The following is a 24,305-nucleotide window of genomic DNA, read 5'->3' as shown; positions in this document are numbered from 1 at the left end:
CCGGGCCAGGTGCTTACGCCTGCCGGGCGGCGTGGTCGCCGAGGAGGGCGGTCAGCCCGTCGGCCAGCTCGGTGCGCCAGCACAGGTAGTCGTGGCCGCCGTTGAACTCGCGGTAGGAGAAGTCGGCGTCCCGCTCGGCCAGCGCCTCGCGCAGGTTGCGGGTGGCGGGGGCCAGCACCCACTCCTGTGCGCCGGAGGAGAGCCACAGCAGCACGCCGTCGGGCACGCCGTGTTCACGGATCGCGCCGGTGATCCACTCGCCGTCGGTCTCGGCGTGGTTGGGCCACCAGAACGAGCCGGAGCAGGAGAGGGCGTTGCCGAACCGCTCGGGGGCGCGCACCGACGCGTACAGGGCGGCGAGTCCGCCGAGGCTCTGCCCGGCGACCACCGTACGGGCCGGGTCGTCGGTCAGCGGCAGGATCCCGCCCGCCCACGGGAGGAGTTCGGTGCGCAGGAAGTCCACGAAGGTGTCGCTGGGCGCGAGTTCGCGGTAGCGGCGCTGCGAGCCGAGGGACTCCGGCAGCACGACGGCCACCGGTGGGAGGGCGCCGTCGGCGATCAGGTTGTCCAGGAGGGCGGCTACGTCCAGTTCGGGCTGCCACATCTCCCCGTCGAAGAGGATGACGACGGGAAGCTCGGCGTCGGGCTCACGGGTGGCGGGCTCGTAGAGCCACACCCGCCGTTCGTTGCCGAGCAGTTCGCTGCGCACCAGGTGCTCGGTCACGGCGCCGCGGGCCACGTCGGGGCGGCGGCGCCAGAGCTTCTCGGCGGTGGGCGCGTCGGGCAGCTCCAGCACGGACTGCGGTTCCCCGCCCCAGCGACGGGCCAGGGTGCGGGAGTTGAGGGGGTCCACGCGCAGGCGGCCGCGCAGCCAGGGCCAGTACCGCTGGTCGTCCGGGGCCGGGGCGTCCGGGTCGTCGCCGTCGTCGACGCAGAGCGAGTAGGTGGCCTGCCAGTCGGTGCGCATCCGCAGCGTCCAGTGCCACACGTCGGTGCCGGGGAGGCGGCGCATCAGGTTGGCGGCCGGGTCGCGGGGATCGGCGAGCTTGTTGGGCAGGGCGAGGACGGCGCGGACCCCCTCGTCGCCCCGCCAGAGGAAGGTGACCAGCGCGTGGTCCGGCGTGCCCTGCGGGTCGGGCTCGACCAGGGGGGTGCCGGTGGCGCGGACCTCATCCCAGAACGCCTCGGTGCTCCCGGCCCCTGACGCGGCGAGCGCGGCGATCCGCGGGCTCTCCGCGAGCTCCATGGGGGCCGGCCTGGGGGTGCGCGGCGGGTGCGGGAGCGACTCGCGGGGCGGGGCGGGGAAGGACATCGGGCGGCATCTCCAGGGCTGCGGGGCTCGCCGGTCAGCCTACGTGGGGGCTCCCCGGGGCGAGGAGGCGGGCACCGGCCCGCCCGGAGTGCGGACCGGCGGTCCGCGGCGTGCCCGGGGGGGGGTGCGGCCGGTGCCTCCGGGTGGTGCCGGGACCGCGCGGGCGGGGCTCAGGCCACCGGGCGGGCCCGCTCCACGACCTCCGCGAGGTGCGGCGAGTGGGGCAGGGTGCCGAACGCGTTGCCCCAGTCGCCGCCGAGCCGGGAGGCGCAGAACAGGTCGGCGACCTCCGGCGGCGCGAACCGCACAAGCAGCGAGCCCTGCAGGACCAGGGCGATCCGCTCGACGACCCGGCGGGCCCGTGCCTCGGCGCCCTCCATGTCCGCGAGTTCGGTCAGCAGCTGCTTGATCGCGCCGTCCAGCCGGTGGTCGGCGCCGCGTGCCTGCCCCACCTCGCGCAGGAAGGCGTCCAGCGCCCCGGGCTCCCGGCGCAGCGCGCGCAGCACGTCCAGAGCCTGGACGTTGCCGGCGCCCTCCCACACCGAGTTGAGCGGGGACTCGCGCAGCAGCCGCGGCATGCCGGACTCCTCGACGTAGCCGTTGCCGCCAAGGCACTCGGCGGCCTCGGCCACCAGGGGGGTGCACCGCTTGGTCACCCAGTACTTGGCCGCCGGCACCGCCAGCCGCAGCAGGGCGCGCTCACCCTCGTCGCCCCGGTCCTGGACGGCGTCGTAGGCGGCCGCCAGGCGCAGCCCCAGGGTGGTGGCGGCCTCGGACTCCAGGGCCAGGTCGGCCAGCACGTTGCGCATCAGCGGCTTGTCGACGAGGAGGCCGCCGAAGGCCTCGCGGTGGCCGGCGTGGTGGACGGCCTGGGCGACGGCCTGCCGCATCAGGGCGGCGGAGCCGAGGACGCAGTCCAGCCGGGTGGCCGCGACCATCTCGATGATGGTGCGCACCCCGCGGCCCTCCTCGCCGACCCGGCGCGCCCAGGTGCCGTCGAACTCGACCTCGGCGGAGGCGTTGGAGCGGTTGCCCAGCTTGTCCTTGAGCCGCTGGATGCGGAAGACGTTGCGGGTGCCGTCCGCGAGGACGCGCGGCAGCAGGAAGCAGGTGGGGCCCTCGCCGGTCTGGGCCAGCACCAGGAAGCCGTCGGACATCGGCGCGGAGCAGAACCACTTGTGGCCGGTGAGCTCGTAGGCGCCGTCCTCGGCCAGCGGCCGGGCGACGGTGGTGTTGGCGCGGACGTCGCTGCCGCCCTGCTTCTCCGTCATGCCCATCCCGAAGACGGCGCCGGGCTTCTCGGCGGCGGGGACGAGCGCCGGGTCGTAGACGGTGGAGGTGAGCCGGGGCTCCCACTCGGCGGCGAGCGCGGGCTCGGTGCGCAGGGCGGGGACGGCGGCGTGGGTCATCGAGACCGGGCAGCCGTGCCCGGCCTCGACCTGCGACCACACCAGGAAACCGGCGGCGCGCCGCACGTGACCGCCGGGGCGGGACCAGGCGGCGGTGAGCTGCGCGGAGACCGCCTTGCGCATCAGCTGGTGCCAGGACGGGTGGAACTCGACCTCGTCGACGCGGTGCCCGTAGCGGTCGTGGGTGCGCAGCGTGGGCGGGTTCTCGTTGGCCAGCCGTCCCCAGTCCTGCACCTGGGACGACCCGGCGCTGCTGCCGAGGCCGGAGAGCTCGGTGCGGGCCTCGTCGAGCAGCTCGGGGTCGAGGTGCCGTTCCACGGCCTCGGTCAGCGCGCGGTCCGCGCTGTAGACGTCGTACCCGGCCAGGGGCGGCGGCTGATTGGTCACGGTGTGCGTTGCCGGCATGGGCGGAACCTACCCTGCCGGACCCGTCGATCACAGGGGCCCGGGAGTCCGGTCGCCCGCCGCGCGGTGATCTCCGCCACCCGGGAATGTCAGGGACGCGCCGCGCTGCCGTTACCTTTACCCCGTGCAGGCAGCAAGCGAAAACACCGACGAGCCCTCCGGCGGCCGCCTCCACCGGGCCCGCGTCCTCTACCGCAACGTCTCCAAGCGCCGGACGGCCTGGCTCCTTCTGAAGGACACGGTCAACTCGTGCATGGAGTACCGCATCCTCGGCCTGGCCGCCGAGGCGGCCTTCTTCACCCTGCTCTCGGTGCCGCCGTTGCTGCTCAGCCTGGTCGGTCTGCTCGGGTACGTGGACGCCTGGACCGGCGCGCAGACCATCGAGGGCGTGGAGCACAACATCCTGGAGGCGTCCCGCAGGGTCCTCACCGACCGCGGCGTCACCGGGATCGCCCAGCCGATCCTCGACGACGTGACCTCCGGCGGCCGGCCCGACGTCATCTCGCTCGGCTTCCTGCTGGCCCTGTGGTCCGGTTCCCGGGCGGTCAACGTCTTCGTCGACACCATCACCGTGATGTACGGCCTGGACGGGGTGCGCGGCATCGTCCGGACCCGGCTGATGGCGTTCCTGCTGTTCGTGGTGGCGCTGCTGATCGGGTCGGTGGCGCTGCCGCTGATGGTGGCCGGGCCCGACGTGGTGATGCGGGTGCTGCCGTGGTCGGAGTCGCTGGTGCAACTCCTCTACTGGCCGGTCGTGGTGGTCCTGGGAGTGATCTTCCTGACGACGCTGTACCACGTGTCGGTGCCGGTGCGCTCGCCGTGGATGGAGGACATCCCGGGCGCGCTGGTGGCACTGGCCATGTGGGTGCTGGGCAGCGTGCTGCTGCGGCTGTACCTGACCTCGACCATCGAGGGGCCGACGATCTACGGCTCGCTCGCCGCGCCGGTGGCGATCCTGCTGTGGATCGGCGTGTCGGCCTTCGCGGTGCTGGTGGGCGCGGCGGTCAACGCGGCCATCGACCGGGTCTGGCCCGCCGCTGCCACGGCAGCCGCCCGTGAGGCGAACGAGCGGCTGCGGAAGGCCCAGATCGTCGACTACGTGGCGCGCACCGCGGGTTCGCTCGCGCCCGACGACGAGGCGCACACCCCGTCGGAGTTCCCTGAGCGCTGGTCCCGTTTCCTGCCGCCGGAGGACGTCAGCGGCCGCCTGCTGCGCGCCCACGCCCGGCACGCGGCCAAGAGCGGCGCCGCCCGCAACGGCGCGGCGAAGAACGGCAAGAGCCGCGACGAGACGACGGTCAAGGAGGACACCGAGGTGGTGCGCAACAACGAGGCCGTCAAGAACGGGATGACGGACCACGAGTCGTAGGCTCGACGGTATGACCGGCGCCCCGACGCTCCCCTTCGCCGAAGCCCTGGCCTCGGCCTCCGGTCTCGTGCTGGACGGCGGGCTGGCGAGCCGGCTGGAGGCGGCGGGGCACGACCTGGACGACGCCCTGTGGTCGGCCCGGCTGCTCGCCGAACGGCCGGACGCACTCGTCGAGGCGCACCTGGACTACTTCCTGGCCGGGGCGGACGTCGCGATCACCGCGAGCTACCAGGCCACCTTCGAGGGCTTCGCGCGCCGCGGGACCGGTGCGGGGAGGGCGGCCGAACTGATGGCCTCGAGCGTCACATTGGCCCGCGAGGCGGCGCGGCGCGCCCGGGCGGGCGGCGTGGAGCGGGACCTGTACGTCGCCGCCTCCGCCGGGCCGTACGGGGCGATGCTCGCCGACGGCTCCGAGTACCGGGGGCGGTACGGACTCACCGTCGACGAGCTGGAGCGCTTCCACCGGCCGCGCCTGGAGGTACTGGCGGCGGCCGGGCCGGACGTGCTGGCCCTGGAGACGGTGCCGGACGCCGACGAGGCGCGGGCGCTGCTGCGGGCGGTGCGGGGGCTGGGGGTGCCGGCCTGGCTGTCGTACACCGTCGACGGCGACCGCACCCGGGCCGGACAGCCGCTGGAGGAGGCCTTCGCGCTCGCCGCCGACGCGGCGGAGGTGGTGGCGGTGGGCGTCAACTGCTGCGCGCCCGCCGACGTGGCGGGGGCGGTGCGGACCGCGGCGCGGGTGACGGGGAAGCCGGTGGTGGCCTACCCGAACAGCGGCGAGAGCTGGGACGCGGGGCACGGCTGGAGCGGAGGCTCCGCCTTCGACCCCGCGGCGGTCACCGGGTGGCACGCGGCGGGCGCGCGGCTGGTCGGCGGCTGCTGCCGGGTGGGCCCGTCCACGATCGCGGAGCTCGCCCGCGCGTGGCGGGCCTGAGCTCCGCAAGCCGCCACTCACCCGCGTGTACCGGCCCCGAGCTCCCTCAGGCGCCGCTCACCTGCCGCGCCGCCGGGGCCCGGCCGCGCAGGACCGGCAGCTCCAGGCAGTCCCCACGGTCCGACAGCCCCTCGCCGAGGGCCGGCAGCGACAGGAGCTCCACCGGGCGCCCGGCCGTAGCCGCTGCCTCGAACTTGTGGTGACCGTCGAGCAGGAAGTGCGCCAGACACCAGTGCCGGTAATGGTCGGTTCCGTCGCCGGCGGCCGGCTCGCACACGTCCAGGATCGAGACCGCCACGGCCGTCGGCACCGCGCCGCCGTTCATCAGGTCGGTGTACTCCTCGACGCGTTCCCTGGCGTTCCAGGTGGGCGGAACCATCGGCACGACGAACTCGTAGAGGTGGGCGAACGCGTCGACCGCGGTTTCGTAGGTCCGGTAGTACGGAGTGTGCGGGTACTGCGGCAGCCCCCAGAACGCATCGATCCCCCAGGTCGCCACCTGCTCGCCGCCGAAGTAGTCGCCGTCGTGGCCGGGCACGACGAGACGGGGCTCCACCCGGAGCAGCTTCGGAAGGTACTCGCCCTCCGGCAGCAGCGCCCCGAACGCGTCGAGCACACCGCCGTCGTCCGGGTCGGCGAGCGGGCCGGTGAGCCGCTCCCGCACGCCGTCCAGGGACAGCGTCTCCCGCGCGGTCTCGAGCCTGCGGAACAGGAACGGGCAGGTCCCGCACCAGTGGGCGAGCTCGAAGGCAGGATCCGCGTCCACCACGAGCAGCCTGCGCCCCGGGCCGGGGCCGAACGCCCGCGGTTCCGTCTCGAAGCGCAGCCGGGCCTCGGCGGCCTGGACACCCAGCGTGCGGGGATCACCGTGTCGGATCGTCACGTCCCCGACGGTACGCGGCACCCGGGACGACGTCGCGCGGAGGGCTGTGCGAGGCTGCCCGGCATGAAGCGCGCCCGTGTGTCACGGACGGTCCTCACGATCGCCCTCGCCGCGACCGGGTCGCTGTACCTGGCCGCCTGCGGGAACGGGGCGGGCGGGGAGGACCGGGCACGTGCCGCCGGAGGCGGGACGACCGCCGGGGTGACCGTGGTCGCCGAGGACGAGCGCCGCCCGCTGGGCGAGATCCGTGGCGAGACCCTGGACGGGGAGCGGCTGGACGTCGCCGACCACCGGGGAGAGGTGGTCGTGATCAACGTCTGGGCCTCCTGGTGCGGGCCGTGCCGGGCGGAGATGCCCCACCTGGTGCGGACCGCCGAGGAGACCCGGAGCGACGGCGTGCGCTTCGTGGGCATCAACACGCGCGACGGCGACGAGGACCGCGCCGTCGCCTTCGAGGAGAGGTACGGCGCGAACTACCCCAGCCTGTACGACCCCGCCGGCGAACTCCTGCTGTCCGGCTTCCCGAAGGGGACCCTGCCCCCGCAGGGGGTGCCCTCCACGGTGGTCGTGGACCGGGAGGGCAGGGTCGCCGCACGCGCCGTGGGACCGCTCTCGCGCGAGGGGCTGCGCGGGTTGATCGACCCGGTGCTCGCCGAGGGCTGACCGGGCCTTGCCCGAGCTCAGTCAGAGGACCGAAGTCCCTTGACGGGCCTCCTCCGTGCGCCCGCCGACGAGCACCGTGACCACCGTCGCGGCGGCGGCCGTCCAGGCGCAGAACACGAGGTTCAGCCGGCCGGTCCCCAGGAACGTCATGAACAGGACCAGGCACACACTGAACGCCACGGTGGCGCCCCGCTGCACCCGGGTGCCCGTGGCCCAGATCTCGCGCAGCAGTCCGCTCCCGCGCCAGTACCGCCAGAGCGTCCCCACCGCCATCAGCGGGAAGACGGCCGCGAACAACGGCGGCATCGGCAGCGGTCGTTCCGTGAGCACCGCGTGCGGGTCGTTCCGCAGCAGTACGAGGACGCCGAGCACCAGGGCGACTGCTCCGGCCAGGGCGACCAGCCCTGCCACCATGCGGACGCGGCCCAGGGAGGCGGCCAGCGGCCGTGGCGTCGGCACCGGGCCCGCGGCCGATGGCCGCCTCGCCCGCCCGGGGTTCGAGGCCGACGGCCGCCCCGCCCACCTCTGGTTCGCGACCGGCCACCGGCGCCTCGCCGCCGGGCTCGCGGCGAGGCGCAGGAAAACCCGGGCCGCGCCCCGGAGGTCGGTCGCCAGGACCAGGCCGACGGCCGTCGCCGCGAGGCCCCCGCACACCGCGAACAGTTCGCCGCCCACTTCGCTCTTCATCGCTACCGCCCCACCCTGCTTCCCGCTCCCCCGCCGACCCGCCGACCGTAGGCGGGACCGATGGGGCGGGAACATGCCGAGGTCCGGCAGTCTTCGCCGCTGCGAGACTGCCGGACCGGGGCTGAGCGAGGGCGCGCCGGGTGTTACTCGGCCATCGCCTTCTCGATGTCCTCCAGCACCGACACCGCGGCGAGCGCGCCGCCGAGGCTGGTCCACTTGGAGCCGTCGATCTCGGTCACCGAGTCGGACTTCACGGCGTCCAGCTGGGCGAAGGCCGGCTTGGCCTGGAGCTCGTCGAGCAGGGTGCCGTCGGCCGGGGTGAGGGTGCCGATGAACAGCCAGTCGCCGTCGATCTCGGAGAGGTTCTCGTCGCTGAGCGGCGTGGAGTGGCCCTCGCCCTTCTCCTTCTGGATGCCCGGACGCTTGAAGCCGAGATCGTTCAGCACGTCGGAGATGAACACGCCCTGTTGCATCACCGCGGTGCCCTTGGGCGAGTAGCGGGCGACCGAGACCTCCGCGCCGGCCTTGTCGCCCAGCTTGCCCTCGAGGGCCTCGACCTTGGCGTCGTAGTCGGAGAGGAAGGTCTTGGCCTCGTTCTCCGCGCCGAGCACCTGCCCGGTGATCTCGAGCGCCTTCTTCCAGTTTTTGGTGTCGTCGATGGTGACGACGGTCGGGGCGATCGCCCGGAGCTGCTCGAGCACCTGCTCGTCGGCCATCTGGCCGGCCAGGATGACGTCCGGCTTCGCCTCGACGACCTTCTCGATGTCCGGGCCGGTGACGGCGCCGACGACCGGGATGCCCGCGGCCTGCTCGGCCAGGTAGGCGGGGGCGCCCTGCTGGCCGCGGCCCGCGGTGAGGCCGACCGGCTTGACGCCGAGGGCCAGCGAGGAGTCCAGGTCCATCTCGCTGAGCGCGAGCACGCGCTTCGGGGACTCGGGCACCTCCACCTTCTTGCCGGTGGCGTCGGTGACGCTCACCTTCGCGCCCTTGTCCCCGCCCTCCGCGGCGCCGTCGGCGCCGTCATCGGTGGTCCCTCCGCAGGCGGTCAGCGTCAGCGCGCCCGCGACGGCGGCGGCGGTGGCGGCCACCCTGACTCGGGAGATTCGGGCATTCATACGCATGATCGGGCACTCCGGAACGTCGAACGGCGGGGGCGGTTAAGGCAGATGCGCGTCACATCCGCCCGGCGTTTCGTAGGTTAGGCTAACCTAATGCTGACTGCGCAAGTAGGGGTGGGTGAGCCAACCTCCCCGCCCCGGCCGGCGGGCCGCCTGCACCGGCCCACGCTCTGGACGGCCCTCGGTCTCCTGGGCGCGCTCCTGGTCTGTGTCCTGCTGTCGTTGCTCGTCGGCACCGGCAACAGTCCCGTCGCCCGCGCCTGGGACTTCCTGCTGGGCGAGCCCTCGGCCCGCGCGGACGCCCAGCTCCGGCTGGCCGTGGTCGACGTGCGCCTGCCGCGCACCGTCGCCGCCGTCCTGGTCGGCGCCTCGCTGGGCGTGGCGGGCTGTCTGCTGCAGGCGGCCACCCGCAACCCGCTCGCCGAGACGGGGCTGCTGGGCGTCAACTCCGGCGCCGCGCTGGGCGTGGTCGTCGGCCTCACCTATCTCGGCGTGAAGTCGCCCTACGGCGTGCTGGTGTGCGCGCTGCTCGGCGGGATGACGGCCAGCGCGGTGGTGCTGCTGCTGGCCGCCTCGGGGCGCGCGGCGGGCTCGCCGCTGAAGCTGGTGCTGGCGGGCTCGGCGCTGGGCGCCACCTTCCACGGCATGACCTCGTACGTCCTGCTGGGCACCCAGTCGACCTTCGACGTCTACCGCTACTGGACCATCGGCTCCCTGGCGGGCGTGGAGACCTCCGACACCTACCCGCTGCTGCCCCTGATCGCGCTCGGTCTGCTGATCGCCTACGGCAGTTCACGGCCGTTGGCCGCGCTCGCCCTGGGCGACGACAGCGCCCGTGCCCTCGGCCACCACCCCGGCCGGGTCCGGCTGGTGGTCGCCGTCGCGGTCACCCTGCTGGCCGGCTGCGCCGTCGCCCTGGCCGGGCCGATCGCCTTCCTCGGGCTGCTCGCCCCGTACGTGGCACGCGCCGTCACGGGCCCGCGCATCGCGGGACAGTTGACGCTCTCCGGGCTGGTCGGGGCGTGCGTGATGATCGCGGCGGACATCCTCGCCCGGGTCGTCATCCGCCCCTGGGAGACACCGGTCAGCGTGCTGCTCGCCTTCATCGGCGGCCCGCTGCTGATCTGGATCGCCCGCTCCCGGCGGTTCTCCACCGCGGGAGGCGCGGCATGACGCTCTCCGGCACGCGCGCGTCCGGTCCCGACGCGAAGACGCCCACCCCGGACGCGGGCACCGCCTCCCCCGCCCCCGACGTGACGCCCCCCGACAGCACGGTGGTGCGGGCCGGCCGGATCTCCTGGCTGTTCCCCCGCCGCACCGCCGTGGTCGCCCTCGGTCTGCTGCTGCTCGGCGTGGTCGTGGTCGCGCTGGCCTCGTTCGCCAGCTCCACCGGCATGAGCTTCACCCGCACCGTCGAGGGCCTGCTCGGCACCGGCGACGCCGCGACGGTGATGCTGGTGCGGGATTTCCGGCTGCCCCGCATCATGGTGGCCCTGCTGGTGGGCGCCGCGCTCGGCGTGGCGGGCTGCCTGCTGCAGACCTTGGCCGGCAACCGCCTCGCCACCCCCGACGTGATCGGCGTCAACGAGGGCGCGACCGCCGTGGTGGTGGCCTCGGTGGTCGGCTCCAGCACGGGGACCATCGGCGACTGGTGGCTGGGCCCGCTGGGCGCCGCCGCGGCCGCCGCGCTGGTGGTGCTGTGCGCGGGCGGCGTCGGCACCCGCGGCCACCGGGTGCTGGTGGTCGGCATCGGCGTCTCCACGGTGATCGGCGCCGTCACCGACCTGGTGATGTCCCGGGAGAACGACAACACGGCCGGCGGCGTCTTCCTGTGGACCGTGGGCAGCCTCAACGGCCGTGACTGGTCCGTCGGAACCCCGCTGCTGTGGGTCCTGGCCGTCCTGGTGCCGCTCGCCCTGGCCGCCGGCAACCGGCTCCAGCTGCTGCGGCTGGACGACGAACTCGCCGCGAGTCTCGGCGTCGACCTGCGGCGCACCCGCGGGGCGGCGCTGGCCCTGGCGGTCGCCCTGTCGGGCTGTGCGGTCGGCGTCGGCGGCCCGATCGCCTTCGTCGCGCTGGCCGCGCCGATCGTGGCGTCCCGGCTGGCCGGGCCGACCCGGGTTCCCGTCCTCGGCTCCGCGCTGGCCGGCGCGGTGCTGATCGCGGCGGCGGACGCGCTGGGCCGGGTCGTCGCCCCGGTGGAGATCCCCGTCGGCGTCGTCACCAGCGTGCTCGGCGGGCCCTTCCTGCTGTGGGTGCTGTTCCGCGACAGCTCCGAGTCCGTCTGAGCGCCCGCGCCCCGTGTCGTGCCAGAACCCCTGAGAGGAACATCCGTCTTGAGCCCCATGAGCTCCGCCGAGGGCCTCCGCCTGGAGGTCCAGGGCCTGGTCGCCGGGTACGGCGGCCGGCGTGTGGTCGACGGCGTCGACCTGTCGGTGCCCGCCGGGAACGTCGTCGCGATCGTCGGCCCCAACGGCTGCGGCAAGTCGACCCTGTTGCGCTCCATGGCCAGACTGCACGACCCCGAGACCGGCACCGTGCGGGTGGGCGAGGAGGACGTGCGGAAGCTGAAGCGCCGCACCGCCGCCCGCCGCATCGGCCTGCTGCCGCAGGCGCCCACCGCGCCCGAGGCGGTCACCGTGGCCGGGCTGGTGCGCTACGGCCGTCACCCGCACCAGGGGCTGCTGCGCCAGTGGTCCCGCGAGGACGAGGCCGCGGTGCGCGCCGCCCTGGAGGCCACCGGCACCCTGGAGCTGGCCGGCCGCCGGGTGGACCGCCTCTCCGGCGGCCAGCGGCAGCGCTGCTGGCTGGCGGTGGTGCTGGCCCAGGAGACCCCGGTGGTGCTCCTCGACGAGCCGACCTCCGCCCTCGACCTCGGCCACGCGGTGGACGTCCTGGAACTGGTCCGCGAGGTCGCCGCCGCCGGGCGCACGGTGGTGATGGTCCTCCACGACCTCGCGCTGGCCGCGCGGTACGCCGACACGGTGGTCGCCATGAAGGACGGCAGGGTCGTCGCCGAGGGGGCGCCCCGCGAGGTCGTCACCGCCGCCCTGGTGAAGGAGCTCTACGGCGTCGACGCCGACATCCTCACCGCCCCGGGCGACGGCTCCCCGGTGGTCGTCCCCGCGGCCCGCGTCCCGGCCGACCGGCTCTGACCCGGCGGGTCGTCAGCTCCCGAAAACGGGGTGAACTGCGCACCCGGCCCGGTTAGGTTCGGGGCATGACCGCCTCCCGCCCCGCGCACGTCGCCATGTTCTCCATCGCCGCCCACGGGCACGTGAACCCGAGCCTGGAGGTGATCCGGGAGCTGGTGCGGCGCGGGCATCGCGTCACCTACGCCGTCCCTCCGCTCTTCGCGGAGAAGGTCGCCGTCACGGGCGCGGAGGTCAAGCCGTGGAACTCCACCCTGCCCTCCCCCGAGGACCCGCCGGAGGCCTGGGGTGCGACCCTGCTGGACAATGTCGAGCCCTTCCTCGACGACGCGATCCAGGCGCTCCCGCAGCTCGAGGCCGCCTACGAGGGCGACCGGCCCGACCTGGTGCTGTACGACATCGCGGCCTACCCGGCCCGCGTCCTCGCCCACCGCTGGGGCGTGCCCGCGGTCTGCCTCTCCCCCGCCATGGTCGCCTGGGAGGGGTACGAGAAGGAGGTGGGCGAGCCGATGTGGGAGCAGCCGCGGAGGACGCCGCGCGGGCGGGCCTACTACGCCCGGTTCCAGAAGTGGCTGGACGACCACGGCGTGCCGCTGGACCCGGACACCTTCGGTGGACGCCCCGACCGCGCCCTGGTCCTCATCCCCAAGGCCCTGCAGCCCAACGCCGACCGGGTGAACGAGGACGTGTACACCTTCGTCGGCGCCTGCCAGGACGAGGCGGCGGCGCAGGGCGGCTGGGAGCGTCCGGCCGGGGCCGGGAAGGTGGTCCTGGTGTCGCTCGGGTCCGCGTTCACCAAGCGGCCCGACTTCTACCGGGAGTGCGTGAAGGCGTTCGGCGACCTGCCCGGCTGGCACACGGTGCTGCAGGTCGGCAGGCACGTCGACCCCGCGGAACTCGGGGCCGTGCCGCCCACCGTGGAGGTCCACGACTGGGTGCCGCAGCGCGCGATCCTCGCGAAGGCCGACCTGTTCGTCACCCACGCGGGCGCGGGCGGCAGCCAGGAGGGCCTGGCGAGCGCGACCCCGATGGTCGCGGTCCCGCAGGCGGCGGACCAGTTCATGAACGCGGACGCCCTCGCGGGCCTCGGCGTCGCACGGCATCTCCCCGCGGAGGAGGCCACCGCCGATTCACTGCGCGCGGCGGCCCTCGCCCTGGTCGACGACCCCGAGGTGGCCGCCCGCCTGTCCACGATCCGCGCGGAGATGGCCGAGGAGGGCGGCACCCGGCGCGCCGCCGACCTGATCGAGGCGGAGCTGCCCGGCGGCGAGGGTCTCTCCGTCTGATCGTGCGGCGCGGCCCGGAAAGCGAGGAGCCCTCACCGAGGCCGCACCGCCCGACGGCCCGCCCGCCAAGGCCTTGCCCCCCAACCGAGGCAAGCTTCGGCCGTCCGTCATCGCATCGGCCGTCCGCCGGGGCGTCGGCCGGCTCCGAGGCGTGGAAGGCCCTCCGGGGCGTAGCAGGCCCTCCGAGGCGTGAGACGTCCGCCGCGGGGCGGTCAGCGTGGGAGCGCGTCGACGGCCGCCTGCCACGGGTAGGCGGCCACGTCGTCCTCGCGCGGCGGATGCGGCACGAAACCGCCCTCGCCCAGGAGCACCCGCACCCCCGCCTCCCGCAGGAACGCCACGTGCCGGGCGACGGCGGGGTGGGCCGCGAGGGCCTCGTTGAAGTACGGCAGCGCCAGGGTCGGCAGTCCGCGGCCGAGCCCTTCGGTGAGCGCGAGCAGGGCCCGGCTGTCGCACATCGCGCAGGCCCAGCGGGCCAGCGAGTTGACGGTGAGCGGGGCGGCGAGCAGGGCGTCCGGCGCGGGCAGGGCGTCGTCCGCCCCGGTCCCGTACTCCCAGCGCACCTGCGCGCCCGTGCGCTCCCGCAGCTCCTCCGGGTCCCCCACCCACCGGCGGGCGGCGGGCGTCAGCAGCACGCACACCCGCCAGCCGGCGTCCTGGGCGAGGCGCACCCCCACGTCCAGCCGGTCCAGCGGCGGCGCGGCGCAGCCGATCACGTACAGCGTCCTCGTCGTCGTCACCCGCGCAGTCCACACCGGGCCGCCGACTCCCCGCAAGCGCACGGGTCCCGCCGTAGGGTGACGTCATGACGAGGTATGCGGCCCTGCTGCGCGGGGTCAACGTGGGGGGCGGCCGGAAGATGCCGATGGCCGAACTGCGGGCCGTGCTCGAGGAGCTCGGGCACGAGGACGTGCGGACGTACCTGCAGAGCGGTCAGGCGGTGTTCACCGCCGCGGGCGGCGACGAGGAGGCGCTGGCCGCGGAGCTGGGCGCCGCGCTGGAGAAGCGGTTCGCCTACGCCTGCGAGGTGCTGGTCCGCGACCACGCCTACCTGGCCGGCGTCGTCGCCGACTGCCCTTTTCCCGCCGCCGAGTTGGAGGGGAAGCAGTTGCACGTCACCTTCCTCGACCGGGCGGTGGAGGAGGACCGGTACGCGGAGGTGGACCGCGAGGCGTTCCTCCCGGAGGAGTTCCGCCTCGGCGACCGGGCCGTCTACCTGTACCTCCCGGACGGCATGGGCCGCTCCAAGCTCGCCGTCCAGCTGTCCAGGCCCCGTCCGGTGAAGGGCCTGACCGCCACCACCCGCAACTGGAACACGGTCCTCAAGCTGGCCGAGCTGACGGCGGCGCCCTGAGGCCCCGTCACGCCCCCAGCGCGCTCAGCGCAGGGCTCCGGGCCGCGTCGTAGCGGGCGAGGAGCACCCGGGCCACCTCGGGGGACGGGCCGAGGACGTCGGCGAGGACGTCGGCCCCGGCGGACGCGGCGCCGGCCGCGATGCGGTCCGGGAGGCGGCCGGGGGCCAGGACGTAGGGTGCGACGGCCACCCGTGCGCAGCCGGCGGCGCGGAGCTCCCGTACCGCGTCCTCGGTGCGGGGGAAGCCCTCGGGAGATGCCGCGGAGGCGAACGCGGGTCGCACGGCGCACCAACCGGTGTGCCGCAGCTCCCGCGCGATTTCAGCGATCACCGCGATCGCCTCCGGGTCCGTGGAGCCCGCCGACGCGAGGACGATCCCCGTGGCGGGCCTGTCGGCGGGGGTGAGCCCCGCCTCGTGCAGCCGCCGCTCCAGCGCCGCGAGGAGCAGCGGGTCGGGGCCCAGCACCTCGGCGGTGGTGATCCGCAACCGGGCCGGGGCCTGGCGAAGCACGGCCGGGATGTCGGCCTTGGCGTGGAAGGCGCGGGTGAGCAGCAGCGGCTGGGCGACCACGTCGCGCACCCCCTCGGCGGCCAGCGACTCCAGCGCCCCGGTCACCGAGGGCACGTTGAAGTCGAGGAACGAGGTCTCCACCCGCAGGCCGGGCCGCTGTTCCCGCACCCGCTCCACCAGGGCGTGGACGGTGGCGGCGTGGCGCGGGTCGCGGCTGCCGTGGGCCATGACCAGCAGGACGGGGCGGGCGGAGGCGTGGTGCATGGCAGGACCGTTCAGTTCTTGACGAGGAGGCCGCGGCCGCGCAGGATCCGCCGCTCCAGGGGACTGAAGATCAGCAGGTCGATGGCGATGCCGACGACCAGGATCAGGATGATGGCGAGGAAGACCAGGGACATGGAGGAGGCGTTGCGGCCGTTCTCCAGCAACTGGCCCAGCCCGATGCCGAGATCGGGCGAGGAGGCGATGATCTCGGCGGCCATCAGGGAGCGCCAGGAGAACGCCCAGCCCTGCTTCATGCCGGCCACGTAGCCGGGCAGCGCGGCCGGCATCACGATGTGCCAGGCGCCCTTCAGCCCGGTGGCGCCCAGGGTGCGGCCCGCCCGCAGGAACAGCGGGGGCACCTGGTCGACGCCGGAGACCAGTCCGTTCGCGATGGAGGGCACCGCGCCGAGCAGGATCACCGTGTACATCATCGAGTTGTTCAGGCCGAGCCAGATGACGGCCGGCGGGACCCAGGCGACCGAGGGCAGCGACTGGAGGCCGGAGAGGATCGGCCCGATCGCGGCGCGCACGAACTTCACCCGGGCGACGAGCAGACCGAGCGGCGTGCCGATGACGAGCGCCAGCAGGAAGCCGAGCAGGCCGCGGGAGACGCTGGTCCAGATGTAGCCGAGCAGTTCGCCCTCGAGCCAGGACTCCTCGATCTCGGCCCACACGTCCGAGGGCGCGGGCAGCTTGGTCGGGTCGTCGACGATCTTCAGCGAGACCAGGAGCTGCCAGACGAGCACGACCAGCAGGACGGCGACGACCGGCGGGAGGACCTTCTGCAGCAGGGTCTGCCGCAGCGAGGTGCGCCCGGTCTCCACCGACTCCAGGGCGTCCAGGCCCGCCTCGAGTCCGGCGGTGTCGTCCGCCTGCCGGTCTTCCCTGGTGACGGCGGTGGTGTCAGTGCTGGCCATGTCGGCGGATCTCCCCACGGAGTTGTTCGGTGATCTCCAGTGACAGCTCCGCGACCGCGGCGTCCTCGATGCGGCGCGGGTGCGGGATGTCGACGCGCCATTCGCGGGCGATCCGGCCGGGCCGGGAGGACAGCAGCACCACCCGCTGGGCGAGCCGCACCGCCTCGCGCACGTTGTGGGTCACGAAGAGGACCGAGAGGTTGGTCTCCCGCCAGATGCGGGTGAGTTCGTCGTGCAGCACGTCGCGGGTGATGGCGTCGAGCGCGGCGAACGGCTCGTCCATCAGCAGCAGCCGGCTGTCCTGGGCGAGCGCGCGGGCCAGGGCGACGCGCTGGCGCATGCCGCCGGACAGCTCGTGCACGCGCTTGTCGTAGGCGCCCTTGAGCCGGACCAGCTCGAGGAGTTCCTCGGCCCGCTCGCGGCGCTGGTTCTTCTCCACCCCCCGCAGCTTCAGGGCGAGTTCGATGTTCTTCCCGGCGGTCAGCCAGGGGAACAGGGCGTGTTCCTGGAACATCAGGGCGGGACGTCCGTCGGTGGTGATGTCGCCCGCGGTGGGCCGGTCGAGGCCGGCCACCAGGTTGAGCAGGGTGGACTTGCCGCAGCCGGACGCCCCGAGGAGGGTGACGAACTCGCCGGGGGCGACGTCGAGGGTGATGTCGTCCAGCACGAGCTGGGTTCCGGTGGGCCCGGCGAAGGACTTGGAGACGTGCTCGATGCGCGCGGCACTGCGGACGTCGGTCCGGTTGTCCTCGGCCGTGGCGAGGGTGATGGTCGCCATGGTCACCTCCTGGGGAAAGCTCACGGGTGGGTGGGGTCGTTCGGCGCGGCCGCCGGCGCCGCCGCGGTCAGCCGGCACCGAGGCCTGCGTCGTCGACGGCGGGCTTCCCCGCCTGTTTCAGGACCGCGTTGAGCGGGCGCAGGTCGTAGATGCCGTCCAGCAGCGGGCTCTCGAGCAGTCCGGCGTCCACGGCGTGGGCCGCCTGGGTCTCGAGGGTGGCGGCCAGCGGGTCGTCGGTGACCTGGATCGACTTCCACGCGGGGTCGAGGATCTCGGCGGGCAGCGCCTTGCCGGAGTCCTCCTCCAGCTGGGCGTTGGCGGCCTGCTTGGCGTCGGCGGGGTGGGCGTCGATCCACGCGTTGGTCTTCACGGACGCCCGCAGCACCGCCTCGACGGCCTCGGGGTGCTCGGCGAGGAACGTCTGCGAGACGACGATGTTGGTGATCACGAACTTGTCGTCCGGCCACAGGCTGCTCTCGTCGAGGAGCACCTCGCCGCCCTCGGCGACCAGCTTGGAGGCGGTCGGCTCGGGCACCCAGGCGCCGTCGATCGAGCCGGACGCGAAGGCGCCCGGGGTCACCCGGTTGTCGGAGCGGACGACGGAGACGTCGCCCTTGCCGCTCTGCGGGTCGGCCGTCCAGCCCTGCTCGGAGATCCAGTGGAGGAAGGCCACGTCCTGGGTGTTGCCGAGCTGCGGGGTGGCGATCCGCTTGCCCTTGACGTCCTCGAGCGACCCGATCCGCTTCGGGTCGACCACCAGCTTGACGCCGCCGGACGCGGAACCGCCGACGATCCGCAGGTTCTTGCCCTCCGACCTGGTGTAGCCGTTGATCGCCGGGGAGGGTCCGATCCAGGCGATGTCGACGGAGCCGGAGTTGAGCGCCTCGATCGCGGACGGGCCGGCGCCGAAGACGTGGTACGAGGCCTCGGTGCCGCCGAGTTCCTGCTGGAAGAAGCCCTTCCGGTGGGCGACCAGCGGGGTGGCGTGCGTGAGGTTGCCGAAGTAGCCGATGCGCACGGTGTCCAGGCCGTCGGTCTTCGCCCCCACCGGGACGACGTCGGACGCGTCGTCCTTCGCCTGCGAGCCGTAGCCGCAGGCGCCGAGCGCCAGCAGCGGCAGCACGGCCGCCACGGCGAGGCCCCGGCGGAACGGGGAGCGGTTGGCAGGCACGGGAGGGTGTCCTCTCGGTGGCCCGGCGGTCACCGCCTGTCGTCGTGTCAGGCGGGGGCCGGGAGGCGGTCGGGTCTTCGTTCGGTGCGGAGTCGGTGGTGCCGGACGTGCCGGGTGCGGCCCGCACATCGGGCGACTCCGCCCTGCCCGCTGCCGAGGGTGCCGCTGCCGACGCGGCCGCCCTCCTTGGCGAACGTGTCGAAGAAACCGGGGGTGTTCATGGTCAGAAGTCCCACCCGTCCTCGTCCGCCCGGGCCGCCTCGGTGACCTGCTTGGCGGAGGCGAAGGAGTCACCGGCCATGCCTGCGGTCAGCGTGGAGCCGTCGGCCGGGTCGATCAGGATGAACGCCCCGGTGGTGCGGGAGGTCTCGTAGGCGTCCAGCGGCAGCGGCTCGGCGGTGCGCAGGACGACGCGGCCGATGTCGTTGGCGGCGAGCTGCCCGGGCCTGGGGTGCAGGGAGAGGTCGTCCAGGGTGAGCCGGGACGGGATCTCCTTGACGACGGCCTTCACGGTGCGGGCGCCGTGCTTGAGCAGCACCCGGTGGCCCTCGGTGAGCGGCCGGTCGGCGACGTGGCAGACGGTGGCCTCGACGTCCTGGCCGGCGGCGGGAGCGTCCTGGCTCGGGGCGATCAGGTCGCCGCGGGAGATGTCCAGGTCGTCCTCGAGCAGCAGGGTCACCGACTGGGGCGCGCGGGCGCTCTCCACCGGCACGCCGAGCAGGTCGATGCCGGAGATCCGGGTGGTGCGGCCGGAGGACAGCACGGTGACCTCCTGGCCGACGCGGAACGAGCCGGCCGCGATCTGGCCCGCGTAGCCGCGGTAGTCGGGGTGCTCGGCGGTCTGCGGGCGGATCACGTACTGCACGGGCAGCCGGGCCGGGAGCGTGTCGACGGTGCCCTCGGCACCGCCGACGACAGGCACCGTCTCCAGGTGCTCGAGCACGGTGGGGCCGCCGTACCAGTCCATGTGGGCGGAGGGCTCGACGACGTTGTCGCCGGCCAGCGCCGAGATGGGGACGGTGGTCACCTCGGGCACGCCCAGCTCGGTGGCGTAGGCGGTGAACTCCTCGGCGATGGCCGCGAACACCGGCTCCGCGTAGTCGACCAGGTCCATCTTGTTGACGGCCAGCACGACGTGCGGGACGCGCAGCAGGGCGGCGATGGCGGCGTGCCGGCGGGTCTGCTCGACGACGCCGTTGCGGGCGTCGACCAGGATCACCGTGAGGTCGGCGGTGGAGGCGCCGGTGACCATGTTGCGGGTGTACTGCACGTGGCCGGGGGTGTCGGCGAGGATGAACCGCCGCCGCGGCGTGGCGAAGTAACGGTACGCCACGTCGATCGTGATGCCCTGCTCACGCTCGGCGCGGAGGCCGTCGGTGAGCAGCGCCAGGTCGGGCGCGTCCTGGCCGCGGCTCGCGGAGGCCCGCTCGACGGCCTCGAGCTGGTCGGCGAGCACCGACTTGGAGTCGTGCAGCAGCCGGCCCACCAGGGTGGACTTGCCGTCGTCGACGGATCCGGCGGTGGCGAACCGCAGCAGCGTGGTGGGTTCGGCGGCCCGTGCGGCCTGCTCGGTGGTGGTCGTCATGGTTAGAAGTACCCCTCGCGCTTGCGGTCTTCCATCGCTGCCTCGGAGAGCTTGTCGTCGGCGCGGGTGGCGCCGCGCTCGGTGAGACGGGAGGCCGCGATCTCGGCGATCACCTGGTCCAGCGTGGCGGCGTCGGAGTCGACGGCGCCGGTGCACGACATGTCGCCGACGGTCCGGTAGCGGACCTGGCGGAACTCGAGGGGCTCGCCGTCCTTGGCGCCGCCCCAGTCGCCGGCCGTCAGCCACATGCCGTTGCGCTGGAAGACCTCGCGCTCGTGGGCGAAGTAGATGGCCGGCAGCTCGATGGCCTCGCGCTTGATGTACTGCCAGACGTCCAGCTCGGTCCAGTTGGAGAGCGGGAAGACCCGCACGTGCTCGCCGGGGGCGTGCCGGCCGTTGTACAGGTTCCACAGCTCGGGGCGCTGGCGGCGCGGGTCCCACTGGGAGAACTCGTCGCGCAGGGAGAAGACGCGCTCCTTGGCGCGGGCCTTCTCCTCGTCGCGGCGGCCTCCGCCGAAGACCGCGTCGAACTTCTCGCTCTGGATGGTCTCGGTCAGCGGGACCGTCTGGAGCGGGTTGCGGGTGCCGTCGGGGCGTTCGCGGAGCACACCGCGGTCGATGTAGTCCTGGACCGAGGCCACATGGAGGCGCAGCCCATGTTCGGCGACCACACGGTCGCGGTACTCGAGGACCTCGGGGAAGTTGTGTCCGGTGTCCACGTGGAGCAGCGCGAAGGGCACCGGCGCGGGCGCGAAGGCCTTGAGCGCCAGGTGCAGCATCACGATGGAGTCCTTGCCGCCGGAGAAGAGGATCACCGGCCGTTCGAACTCGCCCGCGACCTCGCGGAAGATGTGCACGGCCTCGGACTCGAGCACGTCGAGGTGGCCGAGCGGGCCCTGGCCCGCGGCGGTGTCGCGGAGTGCGGCGACGGTGGTCATGCCAGGCCCCTTTCGGTGAGAGCTGCGTGGACGGCGGCGGCGGACTCGGCGACGGTCTGGTCCTGCGACTCGATCCGCAGGTCCGGGGCCTCGGGCGCCTCGTACGGGTCGTCGACGCCGGTGAGCCCGGATATCTCGCCGGCCGCCTGCTTGGCGTACAGGCCCTTCACGTCGCGCACCGAGCAGACGTCGAGCGGGGTGGCGACGTGCACCTCCAGGTAGGGGGTGCCGCCTGCCTCGTGGCGCTTGCGGACGGCGTCCCGGCTGTCGGCGTAGGGCGCGATCACCGGCACGAGCGTGGTCACGCCGTTGCGGGAGAGCAACTCGGCGAGGAAGCCGATGCGCTGGACGTTGGTGTGGCGGTCCTCGCGGCTGAAGCCGAGGCCCGCCGAGAGGAACTCGCGGATCTCGTCGCCGTCGAGGACCTCCACGCGGTGTCCCTCCGCGCGCAGGCGCCCGGCCAGCTCCAGGGCGATCGTGGTCTTGCCGGCGCTCGGCAGACCCGTCAGCCAGACGGTGGCTCCGCTCACGTGCTCGTTCTCCTTGGTGGTCGCTTGCCCCGGTGCCCGGGTGCCGCCGGTCATCCGTGCAGCCCGCACTCGGTCTTGCCGCGTCCGGCCCAGCGGCCGGCCCGGGCGTCATCGCCCTCCAGCACCCGGCGGGTGCAGGGCGCGCAGCCGACGGAGGCGTAACCGTCCATCAGCAGCGGGTTGGTGAGCACACCGTGCTCGGCGACGTAGGCGTCGACGTCGTCCTGGGTCCAGCGCGCGATGGGCGAGATCTTCACCTTGCCGCGCTTCTCGTCCCAGCCGACGACGGGCGTGTTCGCCCGGGTCGGGGACTCGTCGCGGCGCAGGCCGGTCGCCCAGGCCTGGTAGCCCTGGAGGCATTCCTCCAGCGGCCGCACCTTGCGCAGCTCGCAGCACAGGTCGGGGTCGCGGTCGTGCAGCTTCGGCCCGTACTCGGCGTCCTGCTCGGCGACGGTCTGCCGCGGGGTGAGGGTGAGAACGTTGACGTTCATCACGGCCTCGACGGCGTCCCGGGTGCCGATGGTCTCCTCGAAGTGGTAGCCGGTGTCGAGGAAGACGACGTCGACGCCGGGCTTCACCCGGGAGGCGAGGTGGGCCACCACCGCGTCCTCCATGGAGGAGGTCACGCAGAAGCGGTCGCCGAAGGTCTCGACGGCCCAGCGCACGACGTCCAGGGCGGAGGCGTCCTCGAGCTCGCGGCCCGCCCGCTCGGCGAGCGCCTTGAGCTCCTCGGCGGTGCGCTGCTCCTGTGCCGTGGTCATGTCCCCTCCTGCTGCGTGTCCTTCTGGAATCCGCGGGCGAGCAGCCCGAGGAACTTCAGGTGGAATGCGCGGTTGCACGCCCCGCATTCCCAACTCCCGTGTCCCTCCTCGCCCGGCCTGAGGTCCTCGTCCCCGCAGTAGGGGCAGTGGAAGGGGGCCGCCCGCTCGCTCACGACAGGTCCCCCTCGGCGGCGCGGGTCGTCCAGGCGGCGAACCGCTCGCCGGGCTCGCGCTGGTCCAGGTAGCGGCGCAGCACCCGCTCGATGTAGTCGGGGAGTTCGGCGGAGGTGACCTTCAGGCCGCGGACCTTGCGGCCGAACCCGGCCTGGAGCCCGAGGGCGCCGCCGAGGTGGACCTGGTAGCCCTCCACCTGCTGTCCGCTCTCGTCGAGCACCAGCTGGCCCTTGAGCCCGATGTCGGCGACCTGGATGCGGGCGCAGGCGTTGGGGCAGCCGTTGAGGTTGATGGTCAGCGGCTCGTCGAACTCCGGCAGGCGGCGCTCGAGTTCGTCGATCAGCGCGGCGCCGCGCGCCTTGGTCTCGACGATGGCGAGCTTGCAGAACTCGATGCCGGTGCAGGCCATGGTGCCGCGGCGGAACGAGGATGCCTCGACGACGAGGTCGAGCGCGCGCAGCCCCTCGGTCAGCGAGGCGACCTGCTCCTCGGCCACGTCCAGCACGATCATCTTCTGCTCGACCGTGGTGCGCAGCCGCCCGGAGCCGTGTGCGGCGGCCAGGTCGGCGATCTTGGTGAGGGTGGCGCCGTCCACGCGGCCGACGCGCGGGGCGAAGCCGACGTAGTAGCGGCCGTCCTTCTGCCGGTGCACGCCGACGTGGTCGCGCCAGCGCTCCACCGGCTCGGCGGGGGCCGGACCGTCGGCCAGCTCGCGCTTCAGGTACTCGTCCTGGAGCACCTGACGGAACTTCTCCGGGCCCCAGTCGGCGACCAGGAACTTCAGGCGGGCGCGGTTGCGCAGCCGGCGGTAGCCGTAGTCGCGGAAGATCGAGATGACGCCCTCGAGGACGTCCGGCACCTCGTCCAGCGGCACCCAGGCGCCCAGCCGGACACCGAGCTTGGGGTTGGTGGAGAGGCCGCCGCCGACCCAGAGGTCGAAGCCGGGGCCGAGCTCCGGGTGGCGCACGCCGACGAAGGCGATGTCGTTGATCTCGTGCGCCACGTCCAGGAGCGGGGAGCCGGAGATCGCGGTCTTGAACTTGCGCGGCAGGTTGGAGTAGGCGGGGTTGCCGACGACGCGGCGGTGGGCCTCCTCCAGGGCGGGGGTGCCGTCGATGATCTCGTCCTCGGCGATGCCGGCCACCGGGGAGCCGAGGAAGGCGCGCGGGGTGTCGCCGCAGGCCTCGGTGGTGGACAGGCCCACCGCCTCCAGGCGGTTCCAGATCTCGGGGACGTCCTCGATGCGGATCCAGTGCAGCTGGATGTTCTGCCGGTCGGTGATGTCCGCGGTGCCGCGGGCGAACTCCTGGGAGATCTCCCCGATGACGCGCAGCTGCTCGGTGGTGAGACGGCCGCCGTCGATGCGGACGCGGAGCATGAAGTAGCTGTCGTCCAGCTCCTCCGGCTCCAGGATCGCGGTCTTGCCGCCGTCGATCCCGGGGCGGCGCTGGGTGTACAGACCCCACCAACGCATGCGGCCCCGGAGGTCGTTGGGGTCGATCGAGTCGAAACCGCGCTTGGAGTAGATCGTCTCAATGCGTGTCCGCACATTGAGACCGTCGTCGTCCTTCTTGAACTGCTCGTTCCCGTTGAGCGGGGTGAAGTGTCCGGCGGCCCACTGACCCTCGCCGCGGTGTCGGCTCACCTTGCGGCGGGAGGCGGCGGGATTCTCGGGCGTGGCTGCCATGGTTCACAGTCCTTCGGGACAGACGGGCATACGGCTCTGACCTGGGCGGATGAGCGCAGGGACAAGGAGACGTCCCGCGGCGGCGTCGGGCGCGGAACGAGGAGGGAGGGGTGACGCGGGGGCTGTCGGGCGGCTGAGGTCTCGTCAGCAGGCCGGACAGATGGCGCTGGACATGCGACCGAGGTCGACGTGTCGTCGACTCACCAGGGCGATTCCAGTTCCGAACATGGCGGAAGCGTGGCACGGGGTCCTGGCGAGCGTCCACTGTCGTCCATGATCCGGACACTTGCGTCTCGCCATGCGATATCGCTGTGTCATGGACATCGGCGCACGTCAGCGGTGTACGCCCTGGTCAGTGGTGTCCGGGAGAGCCGTTGGAGAGAGAGGTCCTGAGGCAGGTGAAGGGCCGCGGGGGGC

General features: G+C 73.6%; 26 protein-coding genes. 8 read left to right on the top strand and 18 right to left on the bottom strand.

What is annotated here, in order from left to right; translation table 11 throughout:
* Positions 1 to 13: 13 nt before the first annotated feature.
* Together fes and ACFRAV_RS00600 are read right to left on the bottom strand one after the other, a co-directional pair.
* Positions 14 to 1,312, bottom strand: coding sequence for an enterochelin esterase (fes, locus tag ACFRAV_RS00605; protein ID WP_382550016.1), 1,299 nt, complete (start codon positions 1,310 to 1,312; stop codon positions 14 to 16).
* Between the two features lie 170 nt (positions 1,313 to 1,482).
* On the bottom strand, positions 1,483 to 3,126 hold the full coding sequence (locus tag ACFRAV_RS00600) for an acyl-CoA dehydrogenase family protein (RefSeq protein ID WP_382550014.1): 1,644 nt from the start codon (positions 3,124 to 3,126) through the stop codon (positions 1,483 to 1,485).
* A gap of 124 nt (positions 3,127 to 3,250) precedes the next feature.
* Between ACFRAV_RS00600 and ACFRAV_RS00595 the strand changes: the two genes are divergently transcribed.
* Both ACFRAV_RS00595 and mmuM read left to right on the top strand, forming a co-directional pair.
* Positions 3,251 to 4,495 (top strand): YihY/virulence factor BrkB family protein, encoded by a 1,245-nt coding sequence (locus tag ACFRAV_RS00595; protein ID WP_382550012.1) that lies wholly within the window; start codon positions 3,251 to 3,253, stop codon positions 4,493 to 4,495.
* Between the two features lie 10 nt (positions 4,496 to 4,505).
* Complete coding sequence (gene mmuM / locus ACFRAV_RS00590; protein WP_382550010.1) at positions 4,506 to 5,429, top strand: homocysteine S-methyltransferase; 924 nt, start codon at positions 4,506 to 4,508, stop codon at positions 5,427 to 5,429.
* A gap of 46 nt (positions 5,430 to 5,475) precedes the next feature.
* Here the strand turns inward: mmuM and ACFRAV_RS00585 are convergent, their stop codons facing one another.
* Positions 5,476 to 6,312 carry a hypothetical protein gene (locus ACFRAV_RS00585; RefSeq protein WP_382550008.1) on the bottom strand — a complete coding sequence of 279 codons (837 nt, stop codon included), beginning with the start codon at positions 6,310 to 6,312 and terminating at the stop codon, positions 5,476 to 5,478.
* Positions 6,313 to 6,375: 63 nt separating this feature from the next.
* Here ACFRAV_RS00585 and ACFRAV_RS00580 point away from each other — a divergent pair, with 63 nt between their 5' ends.
* The gene (locus tag ACFRAV_RS00580) at positions 6,376 to 6,975 is read left to right on the top strand and encodes a redoxin family protein (RefSeq protein WP_382550006.1); all 600 of its coding nucleotides are present in this window, start codon (positions 6,376 to 6,378) and stop codon (positions 6,973 to 6,975) included.
* A 21-nt stretch (positions 6,976 to 6,996) separates the two neighbouring features.
* Here ACFRAV_RS00580 and ACFRAV_RS00575 read toward each other — a convergent pair whose 3' ends face one another.
* Both ACFRAV_RS00575 and ACFRAV_RS00570 read right to left on the bottom strand, forming a co-directional pair.
* Positions 6,997 to 7,662 carry a hypothetical protein gene (locus ACFRAV_RS00575; RefSeq protein WP_382550004.1) on the bottom strand — a complete coding sequence of 222 codons (666 nt, stop codon included), beginning with the start codon at positions 7,660 to 7,662 and terminating at the stop codon, positions 6,997 to 6,999.
* Between the two features lie 143 nt (positions 7,663 to 7,805).
* The gene (locus tag ACFRAV_RS00570) at positions 7,806 to 8,777 is read right to left on the bottom strand and encodes an ABC transporter substrate-binding protein (protein ID WP_382550002.1); all 972 of its coding nucleotides are present in this window, start codon (positions 8,775 to 8,777) and stop codon (positions 7,806 to 7,808) included.
* Between the two features lie 96 nt (positions 8,778 to 8,873).
* On the opposite strand from ACFRAV_RS00570, the gene ACFRAV_RS00565 reads away from it, so the two are divergent.
* From ACFRAV_RS00565 to mgt, 4 genes are all read left to right on the top strand, one after another.
* Positions 8,874 to 9,953, top strand: a complete 1,080-nt coding sequence (locus tag ACFRAV_RS00565; RefSeq protein WP_382550000.1) for a FecCD family ABC transporter permease — start codon at positions 8,874 to 8,876, stop codon at positions 9,951 to 9,953.
* Positions 9,950 to 11,068: a FecCD family ABC transporter permease gene (locus tag ACFRAV_RS00560; protein WP_382549998.1), complete on the top strand. Its 1,119-nt coding sequence runs from the start codon at positions 9,950 to 9,952 to the stop codon at positions 11,066 to 11,068. The genes ACFRAV_RS00565 and ACFRAV_RS00560 overlap by 4 nt, the downstream gene beginning before the upstream one ends.
* Before the next feature lie 57 nt (positions 11,069 to 11,125).
* Complete coding sequence (locus tag ACFRAV_RS00555; protein WP_382550267.1) at positions 11,126 to 11,935, top strand: ABC transporter ATP-binding protein; 810 nt, start codon at positions 11,126 to 11,128, stop codon at positions 11,933 to 11,935.
* Positions 11,936 to 12,000: 65 nt separating this feature from the next.
* Positions 12,001 to 13,218, top strand: coding sequence for a macrolide-inactivating glycosyltransferase (gene mgt, locus ACFRAV_RS00550; protein WP_382549995.1), 1,218 nt, complete (start codon positions 12,001 to 12,003; stop codon positions 13,216 to 13,218).
* Positions 13,219 to 13,430: 212 nt separating this feature from the next.
* On the opposite strand, the gene ACFRAV_RS00545 is transcribed toward mgt, so the two are convergent.
* Positions 13,431 to 13,958, bottom strand: a complete 528-nt coding sequence (locus tag ACFRAV_RS00545; RefSeq protein WP_382549993.1) for a flavoprotein — start codon at positions 13,956 to 13,958, stop codon at positions 13,431 to 13,433.
* A 65-nt stretch (positions 13,959 to 14,023) separates the two neighbouring features.
* On the opposite strand from ACFRAV_RS00545, the gene ACFRAV_RS00540 reads away from it, so the two are divergent.
* Positions 14,024 to 14,572, top strand: a complete 549-nt coding sequence (locus ACFRAV_RS00540; RefSeq protein WP_382549991.1) for a DUF1697 domain-containing protein — start codon at positions 14,024 to 14,026, stop codon at positions 14,570 to 14,572.
* 7 nt (positions 14,573 to 14,579) lie between these two features.
* Here the strand turns inward: ACFRAV_RS00540 and ACFRAV_RS00535 are convergent, their stop codons facing one another.
* The 12 genes from ACFRAV_RS00535 to ACFRAV_RS00480 all read right to left on the bottom strand — a co-directional run bounded on the left by ACFRAV_RS00535 (position 14,580) and on the right by ACFRAV_RS00480 (position 24,116).
* Entirely contained in the window at positions 14,580 to 15,347 is a 768-nt protein-coding gene (locus tag ACFRAV_RS00535; protein ID WP_382549989.1) for a sirohydrochlorin chelatase, read from the bottom strand.
* Between the two features lie 11 nt (positions 15,348 to 15,358).
* Positions 15,359 to 16,264, bottom strand: coding sequence for an ABC transporter permease (locus tag ACFRAV_RS00530; protein ID WP_382549987.1), 906 nt, complete (start codon positions 16,262 to 16,264; stop codon positions 15,359 to 15,361).
* On the bottom strand, positions 16,251 to 17,042 hold the full coding sequence (locus ACFRAV_RS00525) for an ABC transporter ATP-binding protein (protein ID WP_382549985.1): 792 nt from the start codon (positions 17,040 to 17,042) through the stop codon (positions 16,251 to 16,253). Before ACFRAV_RS00525 ends, ACFRAV_RS00530 begins: the two co-directional genes overlap by 14 nt.
* 67 nt (positions 17,043 to 17,109) lie before the next feature.
* Positions 17,110 to 18,213 (bottom strand): ABC transporter substrate-binding protein, encoded by a 1,104-nt coding sequence (locus tag ACFRAV_RS00520; RefSeq protein WP_382549983.1) that lies wholly within the window; start codon positions 18,211 to 18,213, stop codon positions 17,110 to 17,112.
* 47 nt (positions 18,214 to 18,260) lie between these two features.
* A complete protein-coding gene (locus ACFRAV_RS00515; RefSeq protein ID WP_382550279.1) occupies positions 18,261 to 18,449 on the bottom strand; it encodes a hypothetical protein in 189 nt (62 codons plus the stop codon).
* Entirely contained in the window at positions 18,437 to 19,798 is a 1,362-nt protein-coding gene (locus tag ACFRAV_RS00510; RefSeq protein WP_382549981.1) for a sulfate adenylyltransferase subunit 1, read from the bottom strand. Before ACFRAV_RS00510 ends, ACFRAV_RS00515 begins: the two co-directional genes overlap by 13 nt.
* A 2-nt stretch (positions 19,799 to 19,800) precedes the next feature.
* Positions 19,801 to 20,736: a sulfate adenylyltransferase subunit CysD gene (gene cysD / locus ACFRAV_RS00505; RefSeq protein WP_382549979.1), complete on the bottom strand. Its 936-nt coding sequence runs from the start codon at positions 20,734 to 20,736 to the stop codon at positions 19,801 to 19,803.
* Positions 20,733 to 21,320, bottom strand: a complete 588-nt coding sequence (gene cysC / locus ACFRAV_RS00500) for an adenylyl-sulfate kinase (RefSeq protein WP_382549976.1) — start codon at positions 21,318 to 21,320, stop codon at positions 20,733 to 20,735. The genes cysD and cysC overlap by 4 nt, the downstream gene beginning before the upstream one ends.
* Positions 21,317 to 22,027 (bottom strand): phosphoadenylyl-sulfate reductase, encoded by a 711-nt coding sequence (locus ACFRAV_RS00495; RefSeq protein WP_382549974.1) that lies wholly within the window; start codon positions 22,025 to 22,027, stop codon positions 21,317 to 21,319. Before ACFRAV_RS00495 ends, cysC begins: the two co-directional genes overlap by 4 nt.
* Positions 22,024 to 22,200 carry a hypothetical protein gene (locus ACFRAV_RS00490; RefSeq protein WP_382549972.1) on the bottom strand — a complete coding sequence of 59 codons (177 nt, stop codon included), beginning with the start codon at positions 22,198 to 22,200 and terminating at the stop codon, positions 22,024 to 22,026. Before ACFRAV_RS00490 ends, ACFRAV_RS00495 begins: the two co-directional genes overlap by 4 nt.
* Positions 22,197 to 23,888, bottom strand: a complete 1,692-nt coding sequence (locus ACFRAV_RS00485) for a nitrite/sulfite reductase (RefSeq protein WP_382549970.1) — start codon at positions 23,886 to 23,888, stop codon at positions 22,197 to 22,199. The genes ACFRAV_RS00490 and ACFRAV_RS00485 overlap by 4 nt, the downstream gene beginning before the upstream one ends.
* Before the next feature lie 144 nt (positions 23,889 to 24,032).
* Entirely contained in the window at positions 24,033 to 24,116 is an 84-nt protein-coding gene (locus ACFRAV_RS00480) for a putative leader peptide (protein WP_356135130.1), read from the bottom strand.
* Positions 24,117 to 24,305: the final 189 nt, after the last annotated feature.

The organism is Streptomyces sp. NPDC056600, assembly GCF_042792855.1.
Classification (GTDB): domain Bacteria; phylum Actinomycetota; class Actinomycetes; order Streptomycetales; family Streptomycetaceae; genus Streptomyces.
The sequence above is the reverse complement of the archived record's forward strand: the minus strand, read 5'-3'. Positions and strand labels throughout refer to the sequence as shown.

What these genes read in the sequence shown, in the direction of transcription:
- fes (WP_382550016.1), bottom strand. Translation starts at nt 1,312, where the DNA reads ATGTCCTTCCCCGCCCCGCCCCGCGAGTCGCTCCCGCACCCGCCGCGC.
- ACFRAV_RS00600 (WP_382550014.1), bottom strand. Translation starts at nt 3,126, where the DNA reads ATGCCGGCAACGCACACCGTGACCAATCAGCCGCCGCCCCTGGCCGGG.
- mmuM (WP_382550010.1), top strand. Translation starts at nt 4,506, where the DNA reads ATGACCGGCGCCCCGACGCTCCCCTTCGCCGAAGCCCTGGCCTCGGCC.
- ACFRAV_RS00580 (WP_382550006.1), top strand. Translation starts at nt 6,376, where the DNA reads ATGAAGCGCGCCCGTGTGTCACGGACGGTCCTCACGATCGCCCTCGCC.
- ACFRAV_RS00575 (WP_382550004.1), bottom strand. Translation starts at nt 7,662, where the DNA reads ATGAAGAGCGAAGTGGGCGGCGAACTGTTCGCGGTGTGCGGGGGCCTC.
- ACFRAV_RS00570 (WP_382550002.1), bottom strand. Translation starts at nt 8,777, where the DNA reads ATGAATGCCCGAATCTCCCGAGTCAGGGTGGCCGCCACCGCCGCCGCC.
- ACFRAV_RS00565 (WP_382550000.1), top strand. Translation starts at nt 8,874, where the DNA reads ATGCTGACTGCGCAAGTAGGGGTGGGTGAGCCAACCTCCCCGCCCCGG.
- ACFRAV_RS00560 (WP_382549998.1), top strand. Translation starts at nt 9,950, where the DNA reads ATGACGCTCTCCGGCACGCGCGCGTCCGGTCCCGACGCGAAGACGCCC.
- ACFRAV_RS00555 (WP_382550267.1), top strand. Translation starts at nt 11,126, where the DNA reads ATGAGCTCCGCCGAGGGCCTCCGCCTGGAGGTCCAGGGCCTGGTCGCC.
- mgt (WP_382549995.1), top strand. Translation starts at nt 12,001, where the DNA reads ATGACCGCCTCCCGCCCCGCGCACGTCGCCATGTTCTCCATCGCCGCC.
- ACFRAV_RS00540 (WP_382549991.1), top strand. Translation starts at nt 14,024, where the DNA reads ATGACGAGGTATGCGGCCCTGCTGCGCGGGGTCAACGTGGGGGGCGGC.
- ACFRAV_RS00535 (WP_382549989.1), bottom strand. Translation starts at nt 15,347, where the DNA reads ATGCACCACGCCTCCGCCCGCCCCGTCCTGCTGGTCATGGCCCACGGC.
- ACFRAV_RS00530 (WP_382549987.1), bottom strand. Translation starts at nt 16,264, where the DNA reads ATGGCCAGCACTGACACCACCGCCGTCACCAGGGAAGACCGGCAGGCG.
- ACFRAV_RS00525 (WP_382549985.1), bottom strand. Translation starts at nt 17,042, where the DNA reads ATGGCGACCATCACCCTCGCCACGGCCGAGGACAACCGGACCGACGTC.
- ACFRAV_RS00510 (WP_382549981.1), bottom strand. Translation starts at nt 19,798, where the DNA reads ATGACGACCACCACCGAGCAGGCCGCACGGGCCGCCGAACCCACCACG.
- cysD (WP_382549979.1), bottom strand. Translation starts at nt 20,736, where the DNA reads ATGACCACCGTCGCCGCACTCCGCGACACCGCCGCGGGCCAGGGCCCG.
- cysC (WP_382549976.1), bottom strand. Translation starts at nt 21,320, where the DNA reads ATGACCGGCGGCACCCGGGCACCGGGGCAAGCGACCACCAAGGAGAAC.
- ACFRAV_RS00495 (WP_382549974.1), bottom strand. Translation starts at nt 22,027, where the DNA reads ATGACCACGGCACAGGAGCAGCGCACCGCCGAGGAGCTCAAGGCGCTC.
- ACFRAV_RS00485 (WP_382549970.1), bottom strand. Translation starts at nt 23,888, where the DNA reads ATGGCAGCCACGCCCGAGAATCCCGCCGCCTCCCGCCGCAAGGTGAGC.
- ACFRAV_RS00480 (WP_356135130.1), bottom strand. Translation starts at nt 24,116, where the DNA reads ATGTTCGGAACTGGAATCGCCCTGGTGAGTCGACGACACGTCGACCTC.